Source organism: Roseateles sp. P5_D6, assembly GCF_054049415.1.
Map to the genome: position 1 here is coordinate 230,856 of NZ_JBFUMK010000006.1, position 21,300 is coordinate 252,155.

Annotated in this window: 20 protein-coding genes; 7 read left to right on the top strand and 13 right to left on the bottom strand. The window is 69.8% G+C overall.

Features of this window, described 5'->3' with window-relative positions; all coding sequences use genetic code 11:
• Positions 1-275: 275 nt before the first annotated feature.
• Both ACXJKM_RS10540 and ACXJKM_RS10545 read left to right on the top strand, forming a co-directional pair.
• On the top strand, positions 276-1,037 hold the full coding sequence (locus tag ACXJKM_RS10540; RefSeq protein WP_056200764.1) for a YecA/YgfB family protein: 762 nt from the start codon (positions 276-278) through the stop codon (positions 1,035-1,037).
• A 54-nt stretch (positions 1,038-1,091) separates the two neighbouring features.
• Positions 1,092-1,856, top strand: a complete 765-nt coding sequence (locus ACXJKM_RS10545; protein ID WP_457352191.1) for a metallophosphoesterase — start codon at positions 1,092-1,094, stop codon at positions 1,854-1,856.
• A 22-nt stretch (positions 1,857-1,878) separates the two neighbouring features.
• On the opposite strand, the gene ACXJKM_RS10550 is transcribed toward ACXJKM_RS10545, so the two are convergent.
• Entirely contained in the window at positions 1,879-2,847 is a 969-nt protein-coding gene (locus tag ACXJKM_RS10550; protein ID WP_056201328.1) for a DMT family transporter, read from the bottom strand.
• Between the two features lie 55 nt (positions 2,848-2,902).
• On the opposite strand from ACXJKM_RS10550, the gene ACXJKM_RS10555 reads away from it, so the two are divergent.
• Entirely contained in the window at positions 2,903-3,574 is a 672-nt protein-coding gene (locus ACXJKM_RS10555) for a hypothetical protein (RefSeq protein ID WP_457352192.1), read from the top strand.
• On the opposite strand, the gene glpD is transcribed toward ACXJKM_RS10555, so the two are convergent.
• Positions 3,558-5,042, bottom strand: coding sequence for a glycerol-3-phosphate dehydrogenase (glpD, locus tag ACXJKM_RS10560; protein ID WP_457352193.1), 1,485 nt, complete (start codon positions 5,040-5,042; stop codon positions 3,558-3,560). The two genes, ACXJKM_RS10555 and glpD, sit on opposite strands and share 17 nt — an antisense overlap.
• 22 nt (positions 5,043-5,064) lie before the next feature.
• Between glpD and glpK the strand changes: the two genes are divergently transcribed.
• Positions 5,065-6,531 (top strand): glycerol kinase GlpK, encoded by a 1,467-nt coding sequence (gene glpK, locus ACXJKM_RS10565; RefSeq protein ID WP_457352194.1) that lies wholly within the window; start codon positions 5,065-5,067, stop codon positions 6,529-6,531.
• 385 nt (positions 6,532-6,916) lie between these two features.
• On the opposite strand, the gene ACXJKM_RS10570 is transcribed toward glpK, so the two are convergent.
• On the bottom strand, positions 6,917-7,774 hold the full coding sequence (locus ACXJKM_RS10570; RefSeq protein WP_457352196.1) for an oxidoreductase: 858 nt from the start codon (positions 7,772-7,774) through the stop codon (positions 6,917-6,919).
• A 105-nt stretch (positions 7,775-7,879) separates the two neighbouring features.
• On the opposite strand from ACXJKM_RS10570, the gene ACXJKM_RS10575 reads away from it, so the two are divergent.
• Complete coding sequence (locus ACXJKM_RS10575; protein ID WP_457320854.1) at positions 7,880-8,773, top strand: LysR family transcriptional regulator; 894 nt, start codon at positions 7,880-7,882, stop codon at positions 8,771-8,773.
• Here the strand turns inward: ACXJKM_RS10575 and ACXJKM_RS10580 are convergent.
• Complete coding sequence (locus tag ACXJKM_RS10580) at positions 8,762-9,082, bottom strand: DUF805 domain-containing protein (protein ID WP_457320852.1); 321 nt, start codon at positions 9,080-9,082, stop codon at positions 8,762-8,764. The genes ACXJKM_RS10575 and ACXJKM_RS10580 overlap by 12 nt on opposite strands.
• 65 nt (positions 9,083-9,147) lie before the next feature.
• Positions 9,148-9,726, bottom strand: a complete 579-nt coding sequence (locus ACXJKM_RS10585; RefSeq protein WP_457352197.1) for a TMEM165/GDT1 family protein — start codon at positions 9,724-9,726, stop codon at positions 9,148-9,150.
• Between the two features lie 85 nt (positions 9,727-9,811).
• Here ACXJKM_RS10585 and ACXJKM_RS10590 point away from each other — a divergent pair, with 85 nt between their 5' ends.
• Both ACXJKM_RS10590 and ACXJKM_RS10595 read left to right on the top strand, forming a co-directional pair.
• Positions 9,812-10,207, top strand: coding sequence for a VOC family protein (locus tag ACXJKM_RS10590; RefSeq protein ID WP_457320849.1), 396 nt, complete (start codon positions 9,812-9,814; stop codon positions 10,205-10,207).
• A gap of 230 nt (positions 10,208-10,437) precedes the next feature.
• Positions 10,438-11,133: a helix-turn-helix transcriptional regulator gene (locus ACXJKM_RS10595; RefSeq protein ID WP_056200736.1), complete on the top strand. Its 696-nt coding sequence runs from the start codon at positions 10,438-10,440 to the stop codon at positions 11,131-11,133.
• Positions 11,134-11,306: 173 nt separating this feature from the next.
• Here ACXJKM_RS10595 and ACXJKM_RS10600 read toward each other — a convergent pair whose 3' ends face one another.
• The 8 genes from ACXJKM_RS10600 to ACXJKM_RS10635 all read right to left on the bottom strand — a co-directional run bounded on the left by ACXJKM_RS10600 (position 11,307) and on the right by ACXJKM_RS10635 (position 21,176).
• On the bottom strand, positions 11,307-11,693 hold the full coding sequence (locus ACXJKM_RS10600; RefSeq protein ID WP_457352199.1) for a DUF488 domain-containing protein: 387 nt from the start codon (positions 11,691-11,693) through the stop codon (positions 11,307-11,309).
• 13 nt (positions 11,694-11,706) lie between these two features.
• Positions 11,707-14,523, bottom strand: a complete 2,817-nt coding sequence (locus ACXJKM_RS10605; protein ID WP_457352201.1) for an ATP-binding protein — start codon at positions 14,521-14,523, stop codon at positions 11,707-11,709.
• The gene (locus ACXJKM_RS10610) at positions 14,504-16,495 is read right to left on the bottom strand and encodes a ferritin-like domain-containing protein (RefSeq protein ID WP_457352203.1); all 1,992 of its coding nucleotides are present in this window, start codon (positions 16,493-16,495) and stop codon (positions 14,504-14,506) included. The genes ACXJKM_RS10605 and ACXJKM_RS10610 overlap by 20 nt, the downstream gene beginning before the upstream one ends.
• Positions 16,496-16,631: 136 nt before the next feature.
• Positions 16,632-17,735 (bottom strand): acyltransferase family protein, encoded by a 1,104-nt coding sequence (locus ACXJKM_RS10615; protein ID WP_457320841.1) that lies wholly within the window; start codon positions 17,733-17,735, stop codon positions 16,632-16,634.
• Between the two features lie 219 nt (positions 17,736-17,954).
• Positions 17,955-18,503, bottom strand: coding sequence for a CoxG family protein (locus ACXJKM_RS10620; protein ID WP_056200716.1), 549 nt, complete (start codon positions 18,501-18,503; stop codon positions 17,955-17,957).
• A 90-nt stretch (positions 18,504-18,593) separates the two neighbouring features.
• On the bottom strand, positions 18,594-18,908 hold the full coding sequence (locus ACXJKM_RS10625; RefSeq protein WP_056200713.1) for a BON domain-containing protein: 315 nt from the start codon (positions 18,906-18,908) through the stop codon (positions 18,594-18,596).
• Between the two features lie 117 nt (positions 18,909-19,025).
• Positions 19,026-20,273 (bottom strand): vWA domain-containing protein, encoded by a 1,248-nt coding sequence (locus ACXJKM_RS10630; RefSeq protein WP_457352205.1) that lies wholly within the window; start codon positions 20,271-20,273, stop codon positions 19,026-19,028.
• Between the two features lie 3 nt (positions 20,274-20,276).
• Complete coding sequence (locus ACXJKM_RS10635; protein ID WP_457352207.1) at positions 20,277-21,176, bottom strand: AAA family ATPase; 900 nt, start codon at positions 21,174-21,176, stop codon at positions 20,277-20,279.
• Positions 21,177-21,300: the final 124 nt, after the last annotated feature.

Here is a 21,300-nt window from a genome sequence, read left to right on the forward strand (position 1 = left end):
CAAGCTATGACTGCGCTTTGCGCCTTGCAGCCCATCCCAAACCAGGGCGCGCCGCATCGCGGTGACTTATTCAGCGATTCCGATCCCGAAAGCCAGCGCGGCCGTCGCCACTTTCGATGGACCGGACTTTGATGGCAAATGTTATCGATGTCATTTGGGTTTTTACCAATGTGGCTGATCGTTGACATCGATGACATGGATTTCGGTTCTAGGGAGTTGAACGTTTTCGGCGCGGCGGCTTGCCCGAAGGGGGCAAACCCCGACAATCCGCGCCCATGAGCACCCAAGACCTCACCGACGCCGAGTTCGCCGAACTCGACGAACTCCTCGCCGCCACGCCCGAGCCGCTGCAGCCGCTGGACGCCTCCATGCTCGATGGCTATCTGTGTGGCGTCATCGTGCAGCCCCGCCTCATCGAGGCCGACGAGTGGCTGCCCAATATCTTTGACTACGACGGCGGCCTGCTGCCCGAGACGGTGGATGCCGGCTGGCTGGACAAGCTGACCCAGCTCGTCGAGCGTCGCCATGCCGCCCTGAACCGCGGCCTGGCTGAAGATGGCTGGTTCGATCCCGTCATCCTGGAGGTCGATGAGGAACAGGAACCCGACCCGCTGCCGGAAGACGCCAGCGAGGAAGAGCGCTCCGCCCGCGCCAGCTACGACGCCCTCGGCCCTTTGTCGCGCGCGCTGATGCCCTGGGTCGCCGGCTTCCAGCATGCGGCGCTGTGCTTCCCCGAGTTGGCCGACATGCCCGACGACGCGGTGTCCGCCGCGCTCGCGCGTCTGTACCGCCATCTGCCGGCCGAGACGGCCGAGGAGAAGGAGGTCGTCGCAACACTCAACCGCGAGCATCCGCTGAAGGATCTGGACGATGCGATCGAGGAACTGGTTGTCACGGTGGCCGACCTCGCCGACCTGACCGAGGCCGAACGCTACCGTGTCGACACCATCAAGCGCGACACGCCCAAGGTTGGCAGAAACGATCCTTGCCCTTGCGGTTCCGGTAGGAAATACAAGGTCTGTCATGGCAGCAACTGATGCCTTTGCGGGACAGACCGCAGGCGCTTGCGCCAAGCTCTGTCCTCAACTGACTTGAAACTGCAGCTCCTCTCGGACCTCCACCTCGAAACGGAGTCCTACCAGCCCATCCCCGCGCCGGGCGCTGAACTGCTGATCCTCGCCGGCGACATCGACACAACCTGGCGCAGCTTCGAGCTGTTCCGCGGCTGGCCGGTGCCGGTGCTGTTCGTGCCCGGCAACCACGAGTACGACCGCCGTGACGTGGACGAGGCGCGTGAGGCCCTGCGCGCTCACGTCAAGGCCGTCGGCCTGCAGATGCTGGACGACGAATCCATCGTCTTGACCGACGCCCAGGGCCGGCGCGTGCGCTTTATTGGCTGCACGCGCTGGTGCGACTTCGACGCCTTCGGCCCTGGCGGCCGTGATCGTGCGATGCGCGCCGGTGGCTACTTCCAGAACGTCATGCAGGCCACGCGCCATGGCGAGGTCTTCGGCGTCGAGGCGGTGCGCGAACTGGCGCTGGAGAGTCGCGCCTGGCTGGCCGGCGAACTCGCGCGCACGGGTGACTGGGACGCCACGGTGGCCATCACCCACTTCGCACCCAGCCTGAAGAGCGCCGACCCGCGCTATGGCCGCCAGCCCGGCACGGCCAGCTTCTGCAACAACGATGAGGAGTTGCTGCCTGGCGCGCAGCTCTGGGTGCATGGTCACCTTCACTGCCGCCACGATTACCGCATCGGCGACACGCGCGTCGTCAGCAACGCCCGCGGCCACATGAAGCGCGGCGAGGCCGATGGCTTCGATGGCCAGCGCGTGTTCGAGGTCTTCGCGGCCTGAGACTTGCGCCGTGGCGGCCCGATCAGGCCGCGTGCTTCACCGGCTTGATGCGCAGAGCCCAGACGACGCCGGCGATCAGCAAGGCCACGCCGGCCAGGGTCGCTGGCGGCGGCATGCGCTGCTTCCACGCAAACGCGTAGGCCAGCGCGGCCAAGGTCTCGAAGACGATGAGCTGGCCCGACAGCGAGGTCGGCAGCCGCTGGCTGGCCTCGTTCCAGCACAGCGTGCCCAACCAGGATGAGCACAGGCCGATGGCCGCCATCAGACCCACGTACGCGAGCGGCCTGTCGCCGAGCGGAAAAGCGTAGTCCGCGGGAATCAGCTTGCCCGGCGCCATCAGGTACGCGAGCGCCAGCAGCAGCAGGCCCACCAGCGCCATCGGCAAGGTGACGAGGCCTTGCGCCGTCGCCCAAGCCCTGGGGCTGCGATCACTGTGCGCGCGCAGCCAGTCGGCATTGCGGATCGGATACCAGGTCCAGCAGGCCACCGCGGCGATGGCCAGCAGCGCGCCCTCGGCATAGCGGCGCGGGTCGCCGGCCTCGGCTTGCAGCACCGCCAGCTCGTCGCGATTGACGCAGGCCAGGCCCGCGGCGATCAGCAGCAGCGACGGCGCCAGCTTCGCCCACGGCAGATGGCCGTCACGCACACGGTTGCGATGGTTGGCGCAGATGGCGATGACGACCGGCAGCGTGCCGATGATCATGGTTGGCAGCGGCGCGCCGGCGCGCTGGATGGCGGCCGACAGGCAGAGGTAGTACAGGAAGTTGCCGATCAGGCTGAGCTTGGCCGCCTCCCACCAGTCACCCGGCCGCAACTCGCGCAGCGCGCGCCGGTCCAGGGCCAGGGCCAGCGGCACGGCGATCAGGCCGAAGGCCAGGTAACGGCCCACCGTCAGCAAGGCGGGCGCATAGCCCGGCAACATCACGGGCGCGACGAACACCAGCCCCCACATCAGCCCGGCAGCGAGGGCGAACAACAGACCAAACAGCATGGCCGGCATCATCACCCATGCCTTCGTCACACCGGGGCGCTAGGCTCTTTCCCCCATGCGCCCCGCCTTCGTCCTCAGCCTCGCCCTGGTCGCCTGCACGGCCCAGGCCGGTCGGCCGCTGCAGGCCGAAGACGCCGCCGTCATGGACCCGCAGGCCTGCGAGATCGAAGGTGCCCATGGTGACTGGCGTTTGGGCGAAGACGGCCAGCGCCAGACCAGCCTGCAGCTCGGCTGCGGCATCGGCTGGGGTACCGAGGTCGCGCTCAACATCATCCGGCCGCGCGAGCTGGCGCTGAACGGCAAGACCCTGCTCGCCAGCGCCGCCTGGGCCGATGGCGACGCCCAGCTCACGCTGGCGTGGAGCCTCTCGCATCGCCACGTCGAGACGGTGTGGCGGCGCAGCAGCGCGGGGCTGATTTTGGTTGGTAGCGTGCCGCTGACGCGCGAGCTGTCCCTGCATGCCAACCTGGGCCATCAGCGCGACGAGATGGTGGGCCGCCGCAGCACCACCTGGGCCCTGGCCGTCGAGCATGGCGGCTTCGGCGAAGGCGGGCGCTGGCAGCCCATGGCCGAAGTGTTTGGCGATGACCGCGGTCGGCCTTGGGCCAATGCGGCGTTGCGCGTGGCCCTGCTGCCCGATCGCGTCTTCGTCGACGCGTCCTATGGCCGGCAGTTCGCAGGCGCTCGCGCCCGGCTGAAGACTGTCGGCTTCAAGTTCGCGTTTTGAACCAGGCCGCTACGGCCTCGCGCTGTTCGGCGGTGTAGTGAAGGCCGAGCTTGCTGCGCCGCCACAGCACGTCGTCGGCGCCGGTCGCCCATTCGTTTGCCATCAGGTGACGCAGTTCGGACTCGAACAAGCCCGGCGCGATCTCGGCGCCCGTCGGCGCGGCGAGCAGCTCGCGAGCTTTGCTGCCGTAGGCGCGGGCGATGCGGCGCACGCCGGGTCGAGCTGGGTAGGCCGCCTGCAGCTCGGCGGCAAAGGCGTCGATGTTCACGCCATGTGCGCCGAGGTCGCCGCCCGGCAGCGTGGTGCCGGCAGTCCAGGCCTTGCGCGCATCGCCCAGCAGTTCGCCGATCTGCGTTGCGCCGTCCTCGGCCAGCTTGCGATAGGTCGTCAGCTTGCCGCCCCAGACATTGAGCAGCGGCGCGCCACCGTCCGCATTGGCCTCCAGCAGATAGTCGCGCGTGACGGCCGAAGCCGAGCCGCCTTCGTCCAGTAGCGGGCGCACCCCGGCATAGGTCCACAGCACATCGGCGGGCTTCACCGGCTGGGCCAGATAGCGGCTGGCCTGCTCGCAGAGATAGGCGATCTCGTCTTCGGCGATGGTGGCGCGCGACGGCGGGTCCTCATGCTCGGGCAGCTCGACGTCGGTGGTGCCGATCAGCGTGAAGCGATCCTGGTAGGGGATGGCGAAGATGATGCGGCCGTCGGCGTTCTGGAAGATGTAGGCGTGGTCGTGGGTGAAGCGCTGGTCGACGACGATGTGGCTGCCCTTGACGAGGCGCAGGCCGCGCGCCGGCAGCGGCTGGCCGCTGGCGCCCTGGGTGTGGTCGCGCAGGAAGCGCTCGGCCCAGGGGCCGGCTGCATTGACCAGGGCACGTGATCGGAACTGGCGGCCGTTTTGCAGCGTGACCTGCCAGCCGTCTGCGCCGCGCACGGCCCGGGTCACGGCGCAGCGCGTCAGCACTTCGGCGCCGCGGGCTTGCGCGTCCTGGGCGTTCAGCACGACGAGACGGGCGTCGTCCACCCAGCCGTCGGAATAGACAAAGCCGCGCGTGAATTCCGGCTTGAGCGGCGCGCCATAGACGCTGCCCGCCAGCCGCAGGCCGTGCGAGCCCGGCAGCAGCTCGCGGCGGGCCAGGTGGTCGTAGAGGAAGAGGCCGATGCGGATCATCCAGGCCGGGCGCAGATGCGGCGCATGCGGCAGCACGAAGCGCAACGGCTGGATCAGATGAGGCGCGCTCCTGAGCAGCACCTCGCGCTCCTGCAACGCCTTGCGCACCAGCGAGAACTCATAGGTCTCCAGATAGCGCAGCCCGCCGTGCACGAGCTTGGTGGACGCCGAAGACGTGTGCGAGGCCAGGTCATCGCGCTCGGCCAGCAGCACCCGCCAGCCGCGCCCGGCCAGGTCGCGGGCCAGTCCCGTGCCGTTGATGCCGCCTCCCACCACCACCACGTCAAAATCGTCCACCATGCACTCACTCTAAGGGATGGTGATGGACGCCTTGCTTGCGTTGGACCAGGGAACCTCTAGTTCGCGCGCTCTAGTTTTTGGCCGCGACGGCCGCTTGCTCGCCTCGGCCCAGCGCGAGCTGCCCCAGCATTTCCCCCAGCCGGGCTGGGTGGAGCATGACGCGGAGGAGATCTGGACCCATCAGGTCGAATGCGCCCGCGAGGCCGTGGCCAAGGCCGGCGTGAAGGTGGCGGCCATCGGCATCACCAACCAGCGCGAGACGGTTGTGCTGTGGGACCGCAAGACTGGCAAGCCCCTGCACAAGGCCCTGGTCTGGCAGGACCGCCGCACGGCGGCATTCTGCGAACAGTTGAAGTCCCAGGGCCTGGAGCCGCGCGTGCGCGAGCTGACCGGCCTGGTGCTCGACCCGTATTTCTCGGCCACCAAGCTGCGCTGGCTGCTGGACCACGTGCCCGGCGCCCGCGAGCGCGCGGCCCGCGGCGAGCTGGCCTTTGGCACCATCGACAGCTGGCTGCTTTGGAAGTTGACCGACGGCAAGGTGCATGCCACCGATGCCAGCAATGCCTCGCGCACGTTGATCTACGACATCCACCGTGGCGACTGGAGCGACGAGCTGTTGGCGGCCTTCGACATTCCGCGCAGCCTGCTGCCCGAGGTGCGGCCCTCGGCCGGCGTGTTCGGCCAGGCGGCCGAGTTTGGCGTCCCGATCGCCGGCATCGCGGGTGATCAGCAGGCCGCGCTGTTCGGCCAGGCGGCGTTGCAACCAGGCCAGGCCAAGAACACCTATGGCACCGGTTGCTTCTTGCTGATGCACACCGGCCACCAGGCGCGCACGTCCACGCAAGGCCTCATCACGACGCGCGCCGCCCAGGTCGACGCGACGCCGCAATACGCATTGGAGGGCAGCGTCTTCGTCGGCGGCGCCGTCGTGCAATGGCTGCGCGACGGCCTGAAGGCCATTGGCGGCAGCGGCGAGGTGCAGGCGCTGGCCAGCAGCGTGCCCGACGCCGGCGGCGTCATGTTCGTGCCGGCTTTCGCGGGCCTGGGCGCGCCCTACTGGCGTCCCGATGCGCGCGGTGCGCTGCTCGGTCTCACGCGCGGCACGACGCAGGCCCACATCGCCCGCGCGGCGCTGGAGAGCATCGCCTTCCAGAGCGCGGCTGTGCTGACGGCCATGAATGCCGACGTCGGCGCGGCTGAGCGCCTGACCGAATTGCGAGTGGACGGCGGGGCGAGCGCTAATGACCTGTTGATGCAGTTCCAGGCCGACCTGCTCGGCATCCCGGTGCTGCGGCCCAAGGTCATCGAGACAACGGCTCTGGGCGCGGCGCTGCTGGCCGGGCTTGGTGCCGGCGTGTACGAGTCAACGGAACAGATTGGAGCGATCTGGCAGCTGGACCGTGCCTTCGAGCCGCGGATGTCGCGCGACGAGGCGGAGGCGCGGCTGGCAGAGTGGGACAAGGCCGTGAGGCAGGTGTTGGCGGATTGAATCGAGGACTAAGCGATGGAAGAGTTCCCGTTCCAGGAGAAGTTCGATGCCGATATGCGCGAGGCTCGTGAGCGTCTTGGTCTAGCGGTTGGGGACGTCTACGAAGACTGTGCCTGGCACCCAGTTCTTTGTGTGGCAGTAAGCTATGAAGAAGACGACATTACTGGGATCTCGTTGATCGACGGCACGTACCCAAGGTCATGCAGTCTTCGGCATTGCGGCATCCGCAAACTCCCGGTGCAAGAAGCGTGGGAGATTCGGCGCAGTGGCCCAAATGATCCTGCAGCAAGGGAGGCCATTTCGCCTGAGCGGAAGTGGTGGCGGTAGCGGCGCATCAGCAAGCGGCGCGGACCGAGCGACTTGATCGGTCCCGCAGACGGTGCACTCAGGACTCTGATCCCATCGCCGTCGCCCGCCCAACACCCTCCCACGCAGCCAGATCCTTCAGCAGCTGCTCGCTGTGCGCCCGCACCGCGTCGATCGCATCCGCCCCCAACTGCAGCCGCAACGGCGTGACCTCCGCGCGCAGCGCCGCATCGATCGCCGCCGCCGCCTTGTCCGGGTCGCCGGCTTGCGTCCCATCCATGCCCTTCGCAAAGCTGCGCGTGCCGCCGACGATCTCGTCGTAGGCCGCCAGCACCGGCATCTGGCGCAGCACGTCGGCGCCTGCAAAGCCGGTGCGGAAGGCGCCGGGCTCGACGATGAGGACCTTGATGCCGAAAGGCGCGACTTCCTGGGCCAGGGCTTCGGACAGGCCTTCCAGCGCGAACTTGGAGGCCGAGTAGGCGCCGAAGCCGCCAAAGGACATCTGGCCGCCCATGCTGGACAGGTTGACGATGGCGCCGCTGCGCTGCTCGCGCATGGCCGGCAGCACGGCGCGGGTCACGGCGACAGCGCCGAAGAAGTTGGTTTCCATCTGCGCGCGCAGCTCGGCGTCGGGTGTCTCCTCGACGGCGCCGACGATGCCGTAGCCGGCGTTGTTGATCAGCACGTCGATGCGGCCGAAGTGCGCCAGGGCGGCAGCCGTGGCGCGCTCGGCGTCGCCAGCAGCGGTCACGTCCAGCGGCAGCACGAGGACGCGGTCGGGTGCGCTGTCGGCCAGCGCGGCCAGGCGCGCCGGCTGGCGGGCCGTGGCGACGACGTTGTAGCCCTGAGCCAGGGCGTACTTCGCGAAGGACAGGCCAAAGCCGGACGAGGCGCCGGTGATGAACCAGGTGGGGCGGGTGTGGGTGGTTGCAGTCATGGTGGGCTCCGTGGGGTGGTGGGTTGCGACGGGATCCAGTGTCTGGAAACGATGTGATCGGATAAAGGTGATTCAATCGCATGGGTCATGCGATATGGTTCATGAATGAACCGCGAACTGCTGGCCCATCTGCCCATCGTCGTTGCCGTGGCCGACAAGCGCGGCTTTGCGGCGGCTGCCCAGGCACTGGGGATGAGCGCCTCGGCCGTCAGCCATGCGGTGCGCGTGGTGGAGGACGCCCTCGGCGAGCCGCTGTTCGCGCGCACGACGCGCAGCGTGGCGTTGACCGAAGCGGGCGTGCGGTTTCTCGCCAGCGTGGGGCCGGCGTTGGAGGACATCGGCGCGGCCGTCGAACATCTGGGCGCCGCCCGCGGCGAGGTTGGCGGCGTGCTGAAGCTGAATTCCTCGCGCGTGGCTTCGCAAATGGTGCTGCCGCCGCTGCTCGCGAAGCTGGCGGTGGCCCACCCCAAGCTGACGGTGGAGGTGCACGACAACGATGCCCTCGTGGATGTCGTCGCCGGCGGCTTCGACGCCGGCATCCGCCTGGGCGAGCAGGTTCAGCAGGACATGGTCAGCGTGCGCCTGACGCCGCCGTTCAGTGCCATCCTGGTCGCCTCGCCGGACTACCTGGCCCGCCGCGGCGCGCCGGCGCGTGTGGCCGAGCTGGCGGCGCACAACTGCATCGGCTTTCGCCTGCTGGCCGCCGGCAGCCTCTACGACTGGGAGCTGCGCGAGGCCGGCGAGACGGTGGCCGTGCGCACGACGGGCAGTGCCGTCATCACGGACGCCAGCTTCGCGCGCGACCTGGCCCTGGCCGGCGTCGGCATTGCCTACATCTTCGAGCCGCTGGTGCACGCGGAACTGCGCAGCGGCCGTCTGCAGCAACTGCTGCCCGAGTCGGCCTTCGAGGAGCCCGGCCTCTTCCTCTACTTTCCGCGGCGCGCAGCGTTGGCGCCCAAGCTGCGCGCCTTCATCGACGCCGCCCGCTCAGGCGGTTGATTCGGTCGCCTCACCGCTTTCCTGGGCCAGGAAGACGATCAGCACGATGAAACCGATGAGGGGGATCAAGCCGATCAGCTGCCACCAGCCGCTGCGGCCGGTGTCGTGCAGGCGGCGCGTGGCGGCGGCCAGCTGAGGCAGCAGCGTGCCCAGCAGGAAGATGATGTTGAGCCATTGGCTGAACATGCCCAGCACGAAGCTCGCGCCGAAGACGAACAGTGCGAACCACCAGTACTCCGAGCGGCTGGCGCGGCCCGAGAAGTCGACGTATTTGCTGAAGCAGGTCTGGACGGATTCCTGGAAGGTCATGGCCTCTCCCCGAGGTGGTGTTGAGTCGCCGGCATGCTAGGCCACCGGCCGGGCTTCACCACCCCTCAAAAACCCAGGCTTTCGCCCAGGCCGGCCAGCGTTGCGATGCTCAGGCTCGCAAAGATGACGGCGGCCACCGTGTGCACCAGCTTGACCGGCAGCTTCTGCGCCAACTTATCCCCCACCAGCACCGCCGGCACGTTGGCGATCATCATGCCGGCCGTCGTGCCGGCGACGACACCGATGAAATCGGCCGGGAAGCGCGCCGCCAGCGCCACGGTGGCGATCTGCGTCTTGTCGCCCATCTCGGCCAGGAAGAAGGCGATGACCGTCGTCAAGAAGACGCCATGGCCTGGCTTGGGCGTGTCGTCCTCGTCGAGCTTGTCGGGGATCAGCATCCAGCCCGCCATCGCCAGGAAGGACAGGCCGAGGATCCAGCGCAGCGCCATCGGGCTGATCAGGCCTGTCAGCCAGCTGCCTAACGCGCCCGCAGCGGCGTGGTTGAAGACGGTCGCAACGAAGATGCCCAGCACGATGGGCACCGGCCGCCTGAAGCGGGCCGCAAGCATGAAGGCGAGCAGCTGGGTCTTGTCGCCAATCTCGGCGAGGGCCACCAGGCCGGTGGCGATGAGGAAGGCTTGCATTGCGGCGGATTTTCTCAGCCGCTCCTGACACGCGCTGACAGCCAACCCGGCGCAGCATGCGGGCATTGCACTTCAGGAGACCCATGTGAACTTCGCCTACACCCTCGTCTACGTGTCCGACGTGGCCGCGTCCCTGGCCTTCTTCGATAAGGCTTTCGGCCTCAAGAAGCGCTTTCTGCATGAGAGTGGCGCCTATGGCGAGGTCGACACCGGCGGCAGCGGCACCACGCTCGCCTTTGTGGACCACGCAACCGCCCGTGACAGCGTGCAGCACGACTACGTGGCCGCCGACGCGAGCCCGCAGCCGCTTGGCATGGAGATCGGCTTCACCGTGACCGACGTGCAGGCTGCCTATGACCAGGCCGTCGCCGCCGGCGCCCGCGCCCTAGCCGCACCGGTCACCAAGCCCTGGGGCCAGACGGTGGCCTATGTGCGCTGCCCGGACGGCACGCTGGTGGAACTCTGCACGGCCATGGGCTGAGATTTCCCTTTCACGGGGCGGTTTCGCCCCGGCACGGCGCGCGCCGTGAATAGCTGGTCTTGAGCCAGGGAAGCCAGTGGGGCGCTGATGGCGCCCAGCGTGGCCAGTTCGGCGCCGCGGGTACCGCGGGCCTGGAAGGAGGCGTAGATGGCCATGATGAAGCTCGACCTCGTTGTCGGTGACACGTGTCTTCTGCAAGGGGCATGCCCGGTCCCGCACAATGACCGGTTATGCGCCGCGCAGACCGCCTCTTCCAGATCGTCCAGCTCATCCGCGGACGCCGCCTCACGACGGCCGACTACCTCGCGAGTCGCCTCGAGGTGTCGATGCGCACCGTCTACCGCGACATCGCCGCGCTGGGCCAGCAGGGCGTGCCCATCGAGGGCGAGGCGGGCGTCGGTTACCGCATGCGGGCAGGCTTTGACCTGCCGCCGCTGATGTTCAGCAAGCAGGAGGCCCAGGCCCTGGTCGCGACGGTGCGCATGGCCGAATCGCGGCTGGATGCGGCGTTAGCGCGCCAGGCCGAGAACGCGCTGTCCAAAATCCTCGCCGTGCTGCCGCTGGACGCACGCGCCGCGGCCGAGAGCCTGGCGCTGTATGCGCCGCTGCCGGCCCTGGACCCGGCCACCAGCGCCCACCTGACGGCCATGCGCGAGGCCACCGAGGACCGGCGCAAGCTGAAGGTGGGTTATCTGGACCTGGGCGGTGTGAAGAGCGAGCGCATCGTGCGCCCGCTGGCCTGCCTGTTCTGGGGCCCGGTCTGGACGCTGGCTGCCTGGTGCGAGCTGCGCAATGACTTCCGCAGTTTCCGCGTCGATCGCGTCGAGACGCTGGAGGTGCTGGAGGAGACCTTCCGCGACGAGGCGGGCAAGACGCTGGCGGACATGAACCGCAAGCGCGAGGCGCAGGACAACGGCGGAGCTTGAAATGGAGCCCCTCGTCCAGTCTCGCGCCGCTGAACGCGGGCGTGCCTGACCGGTCCCCCGAGGGGACGGCGATGCTTGCGGCATCGAGCCGCAAGCACATCGCCTAACGCGGGCCGGCTCGGGAGCGGCCCAGCGCTCGGCCCGCAATTCGACACCAACATGCCGCCGGCGAGTTAAGTACAGCGCGCGCCCTTGTCCTCAAGCAGCGCGCGCAACAGGGGGCGATGGCATCTCGCCTCATCCTCGCAATAGCAGCCCACCGAGAAATTCGTCTGCGCCGACAGCGTCGCCAACAAGCTCAGCGCATGTTGGGCCTCGGGCTCGGCCATCTCGGCGCTGTACTTCTTCTTGAAGATCTTCCACTCGGCGTCTGTCTCAGCCGCCTGGCCGAGCTTCATCGTCTCGACGCTGGGCGCGAGATTGGGGAACCAGACGTCGTAGAAGTCGCGCGATGCGAACTCGGCCTTGGGCACGCCACGCGGCGGGCGGCGCACGGTGCCGATGCGCGTGCCTTCGTTCTGGGCGCGCGGGCTGCCGAGCCTGACGATGCGGATGGGCATGGCGGTCGTCCGTTCAGGGCTGGCGCCCCAACACGCGGATCACTTCTTCTTCGGCCACCGGCTTGGCGATGAAGCCGTTCATGCCGGCGGCCAGCGCGGCCTGGCGTTCCTGGTCGAGCACGGCGGCCGTGAAGGCGTGGATGGGCAGCTGGGCGGTGATCGGGTCGGCGCGCAGCAGCTGCGTCGCTTTCAGGCCATCGACCTTGGGCATGTGCAGGTCCATCAGCACCCCGTCCAGTCGCCCGGCCTGCTCGCGCGCGAGGCAGACGGCCTGCTCGCCGTCCTCGGCCTCAACGACCTCGGCGCCCAGGCGCTGCAGCAGGGCCGTGATGATGAGGCGGTTGACCGGGTTGTCCTCGGCGACGAGCAGGCGCTGGCCGGCCAGCGGGTAGCGCGGCGGCATCGGGATGCGCTTGCGCGCAGCGGTGTCGTCGATGGTCAGGGCCGTAGGCAGGGCCAGCTCGGCCCAGAAACTGGAGCCGTTCGCGCCGTCGCTCTGCACGCCGACGCGGCCCTGCATGCGTGCGGCCAGCTCGCGGCAGATGGAAAGCCCCAGGCCGGTGCCGCCAAAGCGCCGCGTCGTCGAGTCGTCGGCCTGGGCGAAGGGGCGGAACAGTCGACTCTGCAACTCCAGCGGCACGCCGATGCCGCTGTCCGCGACGACGATGCGCACGCGGCCTTCGCCGGCCGACGACAGCTTCAGCCGGATGTGGCCGCGCTCGGTGAACTTCAGCGCGTTGACGAGGAAGTTGGCCATGATCTGGCGCACCCGCAGCGGGTCGCCGATGACCAGGCGCGGCAGGCCTGGTGCGAGTTCGATCTGCATGTCCAGGCCGCGCTCGCGGCCCAGTGCCGCGCAGCCTTCGAAGCCGGCCTGGGCCAGCGCGTGCAGGTCGAACTCGATGGTCTCCAGCTCGAGATGACCCGCCTCGATCTTGGACAAGTCCAGCACGTTGGAGACGATCTCATTGAGCGACTCGGCCGCCGCCACGAGGTGGGCCAGGTACTGCGGCCGACGCTCGTCCGGCCCGGCCTGCTGCAGCAGCCGCGCCAGGCCCAGCACGCCGTTCAGCGGCGTGCGGATCTCGTGGCTCATCGTCGCGAGGAAGGCGCTCTTGGCGTGGCTGGCGCCTTCGGCCTGCTGCTTGGCAGACCGCAGCTCGCGCTCCTGGCGGCGGCGTTCGGTGACGTCCTCGGCCACCCAGAGCGTCGCGTGGTCGCAGTCCTGGTCGTTGCGGCCTTCGCTGCGGCCGGCCAGCGTCGTTGGCAGGCCGCGGGCGTTGAACTGCACGGTGATGCGCCGGCCATCGGGGCGGATGAAGTCGCGCTCGAATGCCAGTGCGGCGCTGGCGACCTCCTGGGCCGAAGGCAGGCAGGCGTGGCCATCGGCCAGCTGCGGCTCGGTGCCGCCGAAGATCTCCTGCCAGTGGCGATTGACGCGCTCGAAGCGCTCGCCGCGCGTCAGCGCGATGCCGACGCTGGCGTGGTCGAGGATGGCCTCGGCCTCGATGCGCGCGCGCTCGCGCTCGGTGATGTCGCGGGCGATCAGCATGGTGGCCGGCTCGCCCTCCCAGTCCAGCGTTGCGGCCGACACGAGCACGTCACGCCACTCGCCGTGCACCAGCAGGGCGGAGCGGAAGTCGCGCACGATGCCTGACGCGGCCAGCTCGGCGGCCAGGCGCCTGGGCTCGCCGCTGTCGGGCCACAGGCCGAGCTCACGGCCCGAGTGGCCCATCAGCTCGTCGCGCGACAGGCCCACCAGGGCACAGAAGCCGGAGTTGGCGAAGCGGATGCGGCCGTCTTCCATATGGGCCACGCAAATGGCGTCGGGACTGGCGCGCAGCACGCGGTCCAGCATGTTGGCGGTGCGCTGGTGCTGCTGCAGCGCCAGGCGCTCGCCGGTGATGTTGTGGCTGACGCCGCGCCAGCCAATGTGGCTGCCGTTCGCATCGAAGACGGGCTCGCCCGAGCCCAGCGTCCACAGCAGCCGGCCGTCGGGCGCGCGAAAACCGTTGATGCGGTCGCGGTAGGCGCGCTTGGCGCGGATGTCCTCCAGCAGGCCGGGGTAGTCGGCGTCGCGCACGAGCATGGCGCCGCCGGGCTCGCCCATGCGCAGGAAGTCTTCGCGCTTGTGGCCGGACAGGGCCTCGAACTCATCGGACAGCATGGTGACGCGGAACTTGGCGTCGGCTTCCCAGGCCCAGTTGTGGGCGGCCTGCACGAGGCGAGCCAGGCGGGCCTCCTCGCCGATGGCGCGCGTCAGTGCCGTGCCCAGGATGCGGTTGAGCAGCAGGGCCGAGGCCAGGCCGCTGGTGGCGATCAGGAAGTGGGCGACGACGCGATCGATCAATTGCGGCTGGCGCGGCGCGCTCAAGCCCGGCAGCAGGCCCTGGGCTTCCATCGCGGCCAGCACGCCGATGGCGGCGAGGTAGAGCACGGTCAGCACGGCTGCCGCCGCATTGCCGGCCACGCCGCCGCCCAGCGCGATGACCAGGGCGCCGGCCGCGAGGATGACGGTGTGCACGCCCAGGCCGATATGGGCCGCGTGGGCGACGAGGGCGATCAGCGTGCCGCCGAGGATCAGGGTTGTGGCCAGCCGCGCGCGGCCGGCGCGGCACAGCAGCCAGCCTGCGCCGCTGACTGCCAGCAGCGCCAGCCCGACGACGAGGCGCTGGCTGCCCCACAGCGCGCGCAGGCCGAGGGCGGCCTCGCCGGCGCCGATCAGCGCGGCCACGGTACCCACGACGCCGACGATCCAGATCAGCGTGCGCGCCGCCATCTGCTGCAGCGCGCTTCGGGTGTCGCTGGCGTCAGTCGGCACTGAAGCCATTGCGGGCATGCGTGCCGTCGCAGAAAGGTTTGGTCTGGCTGCCGCCGCAGCGGCACAGCCGCGCCTGCGCGACGCGGCAGACCATGCGGCCGGTGCCGCTCAGCACCTCGATTTGGCCGCGCAACTGCAGCGGGCCGTTGGGCTCGGGCTCGATGTCGATGCGGCCATCGCGCATGGCGGGCATGTCGGTGGGCAGGCCCAGCAGACCGGTCTCGGGCTCGCCGGTCGCGTCGAAGTGGATGTCGTGGTGGCTGCCGTCGCAGAAGGGCTTGTTCTTGCTGGCGCCGCAGCGGCACAGCGTGGCGCGCGTGCCGATGGCCTGGCCGCGCAGCACCAGCTCGCCGCGTATGCCATAGGGGCCGGCCTCGCGCACCGACAGCAAGTTGACCGGCGGCGGCGCCTCGTCGTCCTCGCCGTCCTTGCGGCGGTACTGGATGGCGCCCGAGGGGCAGGCATGGGCGATGTCGACGAGGCGCTCGACGGGCATGGCGTCCGGGTGCAGCCACGGACCCTGCACATTGGCGAGAAAGACCTTGGGCGCGCCGGTCACGCAGAAGCGCGCATGGATGCAGCGCTGGGCCTCGAAGCGCAATTCGAGCTTGTCGCCCTGCACGATCTCGATGCCGTCGACGGTCTCCGTGGGTGGCGGGGGCAGTGCTGCCGCGGCAGGTGCCGGGGCGGGCGCAGTGGCGGGTGCAGGCGCGGCGACGGGCGCGTTCAGGTCCAGCCCGCGCTCGGCGCGTTCGCGCAGCGACTGCAGCAGGCGTGCCGCGCGGCCGCTGCGTTCGGCCCCGAGCTCGGCGTGCAGGCTGGCCGCTGCGTCGGCGATCTGGCCCAGGCGTTCGACGACGAAGCGCCGCGCGGCCGGCCCCGGTGGCAACGCTGCCGCGTCGCGCAGGGCGGTGAAGCTGACGCCGGCGTTGCAGCCCGGATTGCTCGGGCCGGCAGGCAGCCGCGCGGCATGCTCGGCCAACGGTGTGAAGGCGCGCATCAGGCAGATGCCCAGATCCACCATCAGGCTTTTCTCGGCCGACGGCCCGGGCAGCAGATAGCTCTGGGCCAGCAGGCGCAGCATCAGGCCGTAGCTGGCGTTGGCGATGTCCACCGTCGCCGCCGCAGCCGGGTTCTCCAGCCAGACCCGGCCCTCGGGCCGCGGCGGGCGGCGCAGCACCGGGTTGGTGGCGGCCGGCCAGGCGGGCTCGAAGCCCGGGTGGGTGGCGCGCAGCTGGGCCAGCTCCTCACGGATGGCGGCGAAGCGGTGGTAGTGAGAGGTCGCGCTGTCGCTGGGGGCGCCCTCACCCTGCTGCACGATGGCGTCGAAGGCCGCCAGCGCCGTCTTGGAGCACAGCACATGGCGGGCGCCGCCGAGGTTGAGCTCCTGGGGCCCGAGCTGCAGCCAGCGGTTGCCGCAGAAGGCCACGGCCTCGCCGTGCAGCTCGACAAAGGCGCGCAGGTCGGCACTCAGCGTGGCGTAGAAATGGCCGACGGTGTCGTAGTCGCGCGCCATCGGCGTGACGCGCGGTGCCGTCGAGCCGCGCGTGAACAGGCGCTCGGCGGCAAAGCCTTCGCCGTCCTCTTCAGCGCTGCCCTCGGGGCGCTCCAGGAAGATGAAGTGCTGCAGCGTCGCGTCATTGAAGGGCGCGAGCTTGACGACGACGCGGGCTGGCAGATTGCCGGGGTCGAGCGGGAAGTTGCCGCGGCCGATGCGCGGCGCGCCGCCCAGCGCCGCCGTGATGTTCCAGACCGCCACCAGGTGGCCCATTTCCTCGACGGCGACGGCGATGATCTCGCGCCGCCAGCGCTCGACGGCCTCGGCCTCGACGGCACCCAGCCCCTCGGCCTCGCCCTGCTTGAGGCTGAAGGCCGCGTAGAGATAGGTGCACATGAGGTTGTGCTCGAGCTCGGCGGCCTCGTAAAGGCTGTGCAGCAGTTGCTCGCGGCTGGGGGCCGCGGCCGGGGTTTGAATCGTCATGGAAGCGCGGCCTGGGACTAGCAGCGCGCGACATTAGCACGCAGTTGCGGGATGTCGGCGGTTGTTCGCGGCTACGGGCCGAGCGCCCGATCCGCAAGCATCGCCGTCCTCGCGGGACCGATCAGACCGCGCGCGTTCAGCGACGCGAGGCTGGGCGAGGGGCCCACTGCAGGCGCGGCAGCCATGCCAGTGGATCGAAGCGGGCGGCCGGCGCCTCCACCCAGCGGTGGAAGGGCACGGCCAGGCCGTTGGCCAGCAGCCAGGTGGCCACGAGCAGCACCAGGCCGGCTTCGGGTGTCGCGCCCGGCAGATGCGCGAGCAGGGCGTTGCTCAGCAGCAGCACCGGGAAATGCAGCAGGAACAGTGCGTAGGAGGGCGTTGCGGCGCTGGCGAAGGCCGAAGCCAAGGCGGCCGGCAGCAGCTGACGGCCCTCGGCATGGCGGGCCTGCGCCCAGGACAGCCACAACGCCGTGGCCAGCGCCAGGGCGAGGCGGTCGCGCCATTCCACCATCAGCGCGGCGCTCACGGCCACTGCCAGCAGCAGCAGGCCGGCGCGGCGGTGACGCGACAGGCCCAGCCAATGCACGAGAGCGCCCAGGCCATAGGACGCGAAGAAGTAGGGCGCGTAGGCGTCGAGCTCCGGCTGGCGGTTGAACACCCAGGCCGAGGCCAGCGCGGCGGCCGTGACGAGGACGGGGCCGACGACGAGACGGCTTGGATGCCGCCAGCCGCGCCGTGCCAGCCACAGCAGGCCCACGAGCAGGGCAAACAGCTGCAGGTCGATGGCCACATACCAGGCGCCCACGGTCAGCGCTTCGTAGCCCAGCACGTCATGCAGCAGCAGCGCATGAGCGAGAAGCTGGCCGACGCTGATGTCGGCGGGCACCAGCTCGGGCCAGGACGAAGCGATGAGGCCGGAGATGCCCAGTGTCAGGGCCAGCGCCGCCAGGAAGGGCAGCACCAGCCGCAGATAACGCCGCCACAGCAGCTCGGGCACGGCGGCCTGCAGGGCCTGTCCACGCGGCGACAGGCCGCGCGCGCTGAGATAGCCGCCGACGACCAGGAAGATCTGCACCGACATGCGCCCGTACTGATGCATGGCACCGGCCAGCAGGGGCAGGGCGGCGTGGGCGGCGCGGGCGATCGGCCCGTAGCTGACCAGGTGGTGCAGCACGATGATCTGTGCCGCGAGCGCCTTCAGCACGTCAAGATGGGGCAGTCGGCCGGCGGGGCTGGACATGATCAATGCGGCCCAGCCGCTGGCACGCGCTGACGCACACCCCGGGAGGGCGGCGAGCGAAGTGGGTGCGGGGGCTGTGGATTCATTGCACAAAAAGAACGGGCCTGCGCAGGCAGGCCCGTTGTCTCGGACATGTGAAATTGTACCGGTGGCGCGCTGGGGAAATCCCCATGGTGTTTCAGCTGGTCACGAAGAGGTGCTTGTTCTTTGCAAACCGCCTCACCCGAACCAGCGGCGCAGCCAGGCGCGCAGGCGCTGCAGCGCGTGGCGGCGCTCGGCCGGCGCGGCACTTGCGGCGAGGGCCGGCGCGGCGGCTGGCGGATGGCGCTCAACCAGCGCGGCCTGCAGGCGGATGAAGAAGTCCTGGGCCAGCTTTTGTGCCGCCGCATCGACCAGACGCGAGCCGATCTGCGCCACCTTGCCACCGACGCTGGCCGTCACGTCATAGCTCAGCACCGTTTCGCTGGGCGACACGGCCTGCAGCTGGACGAATGCTTGGCCCTTGCCATGGCCGGCCGCGCCGCCCGAGCCCTCGAAGCCGATGCGGTAGCTCTGCGGCGGCGTCAACTCGGACAGTTGCAGCTTGCCCTTGAACCTGGCCTTCACGGGCCCGATGGACACGGCCATCAACAGGTCAAAGGCGTTGTCGCCGGTCGACGTGAGGGCCTCACAGCCGGGCACGGCGGCCTGCAGCATCGCGGTGTCGTTCAGCGCGGCCCAGGCCTGGGCCTGGGACACGGGCAGATGCTGCTGGCCGGTCAGATTCATGCACCGATTCTGACCGTCGGCCCGGCCAACAAAAAGCGCTGCCCGCCAGACAGGGCCTGACGGGCAGCGCGGGAGGCCGGGGGGCGCTGTTTACTTGACGGTCAGCTGGTTGTCGACCGACTTCACGCCGTCGACCGCCTTGGCGATGGCTTCGGCGCGGTCCTTCTCGGCCTGCGTGGCGACCTTGCCGGTCAGCTGCACATAGCCGTTGGCGTCGGTCTCGACGTGAACCATGGCCAGCGACGAGATCTTGCTGGTGGCGAGCTGCGTCTTGATCTTGGTCGTCACGACCGAGTCCTTGACCCAGGCCTTGGCCGCGCCGGGCGGCTTGTCATCGGCATGGCCGACCAGCGGCGTGACCAGGGCAGCGGCGACCAGCAGCGAAGCGAGTTGCGAAATCTTCATGACTCTTCCTTTCAATCGGAAGCGGTAGCACTGGATGCGCACCGCCGAAACCGAAATCTAAGCAGTGGGACGGCCCGTGCAGGGCGGACGTTGCGCCGCCTGCCTGTAGGACGTGGGCTATCGCTTCAGGGCGTCGAGCAGACGGTCGATGCTGTCGAGGTCGTGCACCGGCAGATGGCGAGTCACCTGGGGCAGCAGTGCCTTCACGCCCGCGGCGCGCGGCTGGAAAGCCTTGAAGCGCAGCAGCGGGTTCAGCCAGATCAGCTCGCGGCAGCACAGGCGCAGCCGCTCGGCCTCGAAGGCCAGGTGCGAGCCGCCGTCCTCGGCGTCGCGTTCCAGGCCATCGGTGACGAGCAGCACCGTGGCCGCGCCGCCGCCCAGCACGCGGCGCGCCCAGTCGCGGTTGAAGGCGTGCAGGCTCTGGCTGATGCGCGTGCCGCCGGCCCAGTCCGGCACGGCGGCGGACACGGCGGCCAGCGCCGCGTCGGGGTCGCGGGCTTTGAGCTGGCGCGTGATGCGCGTGAGCCGGGTGCCGAAGACGAAGGCTTCAACGACGGGGGCCTCGCCCGCGCCGCCGGCCGGATTCAACAGGCCCTGGGCCAGATGCAGCAGCACCCGCGAATAGCGGCCCATGGAGCCCGAGATGTCGGCCAGCAGCACCAGGGGTGTCGGGCGGCGGCGGGCGCGCTCACGGGTGGGCAGGGCGAAGTCGCACCGGGCCTCGGCGCGCAGCGTGGCGCGCCAGGCAATGCGGCCTTGCGGCGCGGGCGCATGGCGGCGCGTGAGCTGTTGCGCCAATCGCGGCTGCAACGCGGCGAGGGCCTGGCGCGCGGCGGCCCATTCGGCGGCCGTCATCGTGTCGAAATCGCGCCGCTGCAGCAGCTCGCGGTTGCCGGCGTCCAGACGCGCCTCGATCTCGACCTGCTCGGCGCGGGGCGAATCGGCAGGCGCGCCAGGAAACAGCGCATCGGCCAGGCGCCGGTTCTCGGGTGGTGGCTGTGCGCCCGCACGGCCCTGGGCCTGCGGCAGTAGGAGGGCCATGATGCGGCCGAGCAGGTCGGGGTCGCGCCAGAAGACGTGGAAGGCCTGCTCGAACAGCGGCCGGTGCTCGGGCCGGTCGACCAGGCAGGCGGCCAGCGTCGCCTTGAAGTCGGCACGCGAGGCCAGGCCGCCGGCTTCCAGCGCCTGGGCGGCGAGCAGCAGCCGGTCGGTGCCGAGGGCCAAGCCGGCCGTGCGCAAGACGCGGCCGAAATGCACAAGGTTTTCCGCCAGGTGGTGCCCCTCGGCCGGCGGGTACACCAGCCGATCCCCCGAGGGGATGCATGCCGGCTCGGGAGCGGCCCAGCGCTCGGCATGCGGGTCCACGGCTCAGCCCTCGACGCTCTGCCGCAGTTCTGCAAGCAGCCTTGCGGCCTCGCTCCCCTGCACGCGGGCGATGTCGTCCTGGTATTTCAGCAGCACGCCCAAGGTCGACTGCACCGTGGCCGGGTCCAGGCTGACGGCGTTCAGTTCGATCAGGGCACGCGACCAGTCCAGCGTTTCGGCCAGGCCGGGCAGCTTGTAGAGGTCGAGCTGGCGCAGGCCCTGCACGAAGGCGACGACCTGTTGCGCCAGCCGCCGCCCGATCTGCGGCAAGCGCGCGCTGACGATGGCGAGCTCGCGCGCGGCATCGGGAAAGTCCACCCAGTGATAGAGGCAGCGGCGCTTGACGGCGTCGTGGACCTCGCGGCTGCGATTGCTGGTGAGGATGACCAGCGGTGGTGTGGCGGCCGTGAGGGTGCCGAGTTCGGGGATGGTGATCTGGAAGTCGGCCAGGAACTCCAGCAGAAAGGCTTCGAAGGGCGCGTCGGCGCGGTCCAGCTCGTCGATGAGCAGCACGGGCGCCGGGGTTGTCGTCAGCGCCTGCAGCAGCGGGCGTTCGATAAGGAAGCGGCGCGCAAAGAGTTCGTCGGCCGTGCGTTCACGTTCGTGTGCCTGCGCGAGGCGGATCTCCAGCATCTGCCGCGCGTAGTTCCACTCGTAGGCGGCCGCGGCCAGGTCCAGGCCTTCGTAGCACTGCAGGCGGATCAGCGGCCGGCCGAGGGCCGTGGCGAGTGCCGCGGCAATGGCCGTCTTGCCGGTGCCCGGCGCGCCCTCCAGCAGCAAGGGCCGCGACAGGCGCAGCGCGAGGAAGGCGGCTGTCGCCAGCTCGCGCGAGGGCAGATAGGCCTGGGCCTGAAGGGCCTGGGCGACGGCGTCGATGCTGCTGTCCGGAGCGGGATCGGGCACGGCAGGCCTCATGCGTAGTTGGAGCAAGTATGCGGTGGGCTGCGCCTGCTTACATCTGGGCGGGGAAGTTTTGTGCCGCGGGCGGCGTTGTCGGGTTGAGGGACCGAAGCGTCCCGCAGCCCTC